Consider the following 4,661-nt stretch of genomic DNA (forward strand, 5'->3'; position numbering starts at 1 on the left):
CCTTCTTGATTCAATTGAAATGCCATTTCGGATAACGTCCAATTCGGGTTCTGTTCCCGTATGTCAAAGAGCCGTTTCACTGCTTGGGCTTGCTTGTCGTTCACTTCTATTGCCTTGTGTCCTTTACGGACTTTGTATCCAAATGCCGCCCGTCCTCCTGCATAACCGCCCTGTTGGGCTTTCTTGTTGCGTCCTCTGCCTAGCTTGAGGGCGATTTCTAGCCGCTGATATTGGTCGAGTAATTCCATCAAACCGTTAATTAGGAAGTCGCTTGGGTCTTTCTTGTGGATGGAATATGTCGGCTGCTCGATGCTTCTCACATCCACGCCGTACTTCTTGAACTCCCGATGGACCAATACCTTCACGATGTCAGACCGCCATAAACGGCTTGTATTGAGGACTACAACAGCGTCATAGGTTCGGGTGGCTAGGGCTGACAACATGCTCTGAAAGCCGATTCTGTCCACTTCAAGAGCATCCTCATCCACCCTTGCCCCACTGATTCCTTCATCCGTAAAGATGTCCTGCAAGTTCCATCCTTGTTCCTGACAATAGGAGCGGATTTCATCCTGTTGGTAAGCTAAACTGTAACCGTCTTTGGCTTGTCCGCTTGTTGAAACTCGAACGTATCCGATGACATTCATGCTGTTTCCTCCCCTCCGTTACGATAATTGAGATTAACGTAACGCTTAACCGAATCATTAACTTGATTATATACCGCTTAACCGAAACACACAATGACTTTCTACATGTGCGGTGATATAATTGCATCATAAATTCAGTACGGTTAAGCGTTACTCGTCAGGAGGATATGCATGGCAATTCGAGTAAAGTTGCGCCACTTGTTAGAGCAGAAAGGAATATCTCAACGGGAACTGGCACGATTAACAGGATTACGAGCAAGCACAATCAACCATCTTTGTTCTGACAATGTTGACAGGGTTTACTTAGAGACATTGGAACTCGTTTGTAAGACACTGAACGTCAGGATTGAAGAACTAATAGAGATTGATTGAGAAAACATACCACCCAGGACAGCAACAACAGAATCTCTCTTTCATGTAAAGAGTTATTCGCCATCTTTACCCATTTCCTCTCAGAACCAAGAATCTCCCGAAATCGCAGACCGCCAACTTCGTGTCTGCCTATTTCTCTTTCTCTCTATCTCTTTACTTAATTCTTTTTAAGTTCTTATTATTCTGAGATGATTGGCAACTCCCTTAAAGTCTACGTTTAACCGTACCGAGAGTGAGAGTTGCCTGACTCATAGTTTTATTTCACCTCTGAGAGCCGTAATTATTGCCCTTGAGTTTGGTCTCCTTCGTCCTTCAGTTGCTCGTCCCAATCCCATTCGTCTCTGTCTTCAAAGCCAATGCTTTCGAAGTAAAGATTGGCATAGTACTGGAAATCCGAATATATCGGTAAGGATGTCTCTATTCCTTTATCTAGCCAAAGCCTCTCCCTAATCTCGTCTAGCAGTTCCACTACGGTTTCATATGCGATATCGAGATACGGTTGCTTCGAATGATATGCCTCATACAATCTATTTGCATATGATTTATATGAGTCGCCGTTAATGATGTTCGCAATGACGGATTGAATCAGGGTCTTCTTGATATACCTTGGCTGATAAAGTCTCAGGAAGAAATGTACGTTCTCAGAGAGCACTAGATACGGGTTAGCCTCTAACTGGTCAATTCTATAGCGATTTACTTGCCCCCTTCTGCGTACTGTTTTGATGAACTTTTTTTCCTCAAGTGAGGTTATAGCCGACTTTACAGTAGATTCACTAATACCCAAATTACATGCAATAGTCTCTTGAGAGGGAAAGGCTTCTTCGTTCTCCCCTAAATGAGATAGGATATCTAGTAGTACGCCTCGTTCATTCATGCTCATGCCATAGCACTTCCTAATCATATGAGGATACGGAATGTAATACTTATTTTGTTGGAATGTGCTATGAAAACAGTGCCAGTTCTCGTCCAATGATAGCTTTATCAATCTTTCTTGAATATTTTGCGCCATGCGAATTCTCCCTTTCAATTTTGGTTTTTATAAACGAGTGGGCGGGTAGCCGAATCGCCCCACATTCTATGTCAACTGCTCGTCAGCAGAGTTCTTTCTTACGCCGTAACAATCGCTGTAAAGGTCAATCCAGTTGCAGACAGACTTTAGTTTGCCGCCTCTACTAAGAATTGTCGTTCCATCCATCTAAGAAGATGCGACTTCTAACCTTCTCACCCTTTCTATCGTGACAGGGTATTCTACAGTTGCGAGACATTTTGAAAAAACGTGAGAAAGCGAAGATAACTAATAACAGGTCAATCATGGCGGTATCTGACCATAATCGACCTTTCCAACAAACGGAGTTTCGTTATTTAGGGTATAAAATTCAAGCATTGCATGTGCGTACAGGCATGTTAGAGGAATATTATACGGGTATGATGAGGGTTAAGTTCTTTCGGGACTTGCCGCCCGATTCATTCGGCACTGGGTGGGGGTAAAAGAAAGACCTTGAGGATTTCCGCCCCCAAGGTCATCGTAGATACTTACTTACTGCCGCTATAGTGCTTCATCAACTTCGAGACAATCTCTTCGGGAACAGTATAATTTCTAAAGTTAAGCGACACTAGATCGGTGATTGCTTGATCCATAGTAAACCACGATTCACTTTCGTAGTCGCCAAGTTCGCCATCATTAAAGCCTAGAACACAAATACCATAACTCCGTTCTCCCCACATTGCCCACTTCATCGACGAAGATATCCATACTACAACCTCAGAATTAATTGAAATAGCATCAGCGGGGCTCTCCTCAGGGCCTTGTTCAAGCATACCCCAGTATTCATCAACCGTACTTCCCTTTTGCAGAACACACCAATTATACCGAGAAAACTCTTTATAGTAATAATCTACAGGATGTGGGTCTAATACAGCCATAATGACGAATGTGTCACCTGACAAGCCAATCAGTTTTTCTAATTCATTCCAAAAACGACGACTCATTGCATGATCGAAATCAAGCACAACTGTTTTTTGAAATGGAACTTTAAATACTTGGTTCGGTAATCGCTCTTCGCTGTAAAACATGTTTGAAACTAAGCATGATGCTACTTTAAAATCATTTGTGTCTTTAATAAGTTTACTCAATAGTTAGCCCCCCAATCTGATCTTGGTAGTAGCCTCCGTAGCTCCTTTAGCCCAATAATCAGCAGTTTTTGAACCCTCATTTGATTTCTCTCTAATTCGGTATGATGCTCCGTCTTTAGAATATATAGTGCTCTTTCCATCTTTACTTACAGATTTAGTCCAACCGTCTTCTACAAGACTCTTTTCAAAATCTGCTCTCGTCACATTGGTTGAAACGTTCTTTTTGCTTTTCCCAACTGTAATGTCTTTATAGCTACAGCTGGTATTATGCACCCAAATCTCAAGGTCACTCACAAAGTACGTATGGAATTCGTCCACCGTCATGTTGTAAACGGTAGCTTGCTTATGTTCCAGTTCGATGCTTTCTATCTTGAGTGTATTCCCATCACTCTGAACTAGCAAGTCTCCAACCTTAAGGTCTTTAACGAACGTCCATCCCTTACCTTCCACATAGAACGGATGGTTAAAGGTCGATTCAATCGTCTGGCCGCCCACATGGATTTGATAAATCTCTTCTGTTTCATGGTTAAACGTTGCCGTAACCTCTTTGTAAGCTACCTCGCCAGTCGCTTCGTCCTTCGAGAGAACCTTATCTCCGACTTGAATGTCTTCGATATTCTTCTCCCCTTCGTCTGTCTGAACTTTAGTGCCTGCGACAAAGCAGTTACATCCGCCAATACGGCCATTTAATTTACCACCACTTCTTTTAAATCCACCTCGAACGGATAAGCCGGGACCGTACTGTTCATCTCCAGCGAAAACTCCATATTCCGACATCACACTTGAAAGGTGTTCTACATCTTCCCTCTCTAGCTTGCCGAAATCATGGAAGTAGTCCCCAACTTTATTGAAGAAATTACCCTTATACTTATACGTTCCAACCTTCATATTGTTCTTAATAATATCCCGACCGTTTTGCTTGTAATCATGTCCTCCCCAAAAGGAAGCATCGGAATTACAATCGCCAGGGTGAGAATAACGTTTATCGGCTGATTCACACCAATTCCCCGTCGGATCCACATAAGTTACCGGATTATTCTCCACATACACATACGGATTCAAGCTTGATGGGCGGTTCATAAACCCTTCAAATGTGTCCTCCTGGATAAAGCGGCCCAGATCCGGGTCATACCAGCGGGTACGCAGATATTGCAGACCGGTTGTCGCATCCCAATATTCACCGGAGTAGCCAAACAGGTTTTCAACCTTTTCTTCACTTACCACCGGGTTACCCCAGATATCATAATTGTAAGTGTTCAGCATGGTACCGTCTGCCTGCAGCAGGGCGGTTACGTCACCATGTCCATTGTGGAAATAATAAGCCTTTCCGCTGTCGTCCTGGCGATAGATCAACTGGGCACCGCGCACATAGCGGGCTTTGGAGGTAACTTGGCCGTCTTTCACCGTGCCTTCCGCGATGATATTTTCACCATCATAATAGTAGCGGGTTGTGGTGGATACACCGCCCACGGTCTCCGTGCGTTCGCTCATCAGACCATCGCCGTTGTACTT

5 protein-coding genes are annotated in these 4,661 nt (G+C 43.6%); 1 reads left to right on the top strand and 4 read right to left on the bottom strand.

All coding sequences use genetic code 11. From position 1 onward, the window contains the following. Positions 1-644: recombinase family protein (locus Q5741_RS21260; protein WP_305026113.1), on the bottom strand; the 644-nt coding region annotated here is incomplete at its 3' end. 171 nt (positions 645-815) lie between these two features. On the opposite strand from Q5741_RS21260, the gene Q5741_RS21265 reads away from it, so the two are divergent. Continuing rightward, entirely contained in the window at positions 816-1,016 is a 201-nt protein-coding gene (locus Q5741_RS21265; protein ID WP_305026114.1) for a helix-turn-helix domain-containing protein, read from the top strand. 280 nt (positions 1,017-1,296) lie between these two features. On the opposite strand, the gene Q5741_RS21270 is transcribed toward Q5741_RS21265, so the two are convergent. The 3 genes from Q5741_RS21270 to Q5741_RS21280 form a co-directional block, all read right to left on the bottom strand. After that, complete coding sequence (locus Q5741_RS21270; RefSeq protein ID WP_305026115.1) at positions 1,297-1,896, bottom strand: helix-turn-helix domain-containing protein; 600 nt, start codon at positions 1,894-1,896, stop codon at positions 1,297-1,299. 653 nt (positions 1,897-2,549) lie between these two features. Continuing rightward, positions 2,550-3,149, bottom strand: coding sequence for a diadenosine tetraphosphatase (locus Q5741_RS21275; RefSeq protein WP_305026116.1), 600 nt, complete (start codon positions 3,147-3,149; stop codon positions 2,550-2,552). 3 nt (positions 3,150-3,152) lie between these two features. Then, the coding region (locus Q5741_RS21280) for a polymorphic toxin-type HINT domain-containing protein (protein WP_305026117.1) at positions 3,153-4,661 on the bottom strand (1,509 nt) is incomplete at its 5' end.

The sequence above is a fragment of the Paenibacillus lacisoli genome, assembly GCF_030580655.1.
In the GTDB taxonomy this organism is placed as follows: domain Bacteria; phylum Bacillota; class Bacilli; order Paenibacillales; family Paenibacillaceae; genus Paenibacillus; species Paenibacillus lacisoli.

Coding starts and splice junctions, on each gene's coding strand:
- Q5741_RS21265 (WP_305026114.1), top strand. CDS start 816: ATGGCAATTCGAGTAAAGTTGCGCCACTTGTTAGAGCAGAAAGGAATA.
- Q5741_RS21270 (WP_305026115.1), bottom strand. CDS start 1,896: ATGAGCATGAATGAACGAGGCGTACTACTAGATATCCTATCTCATTTA.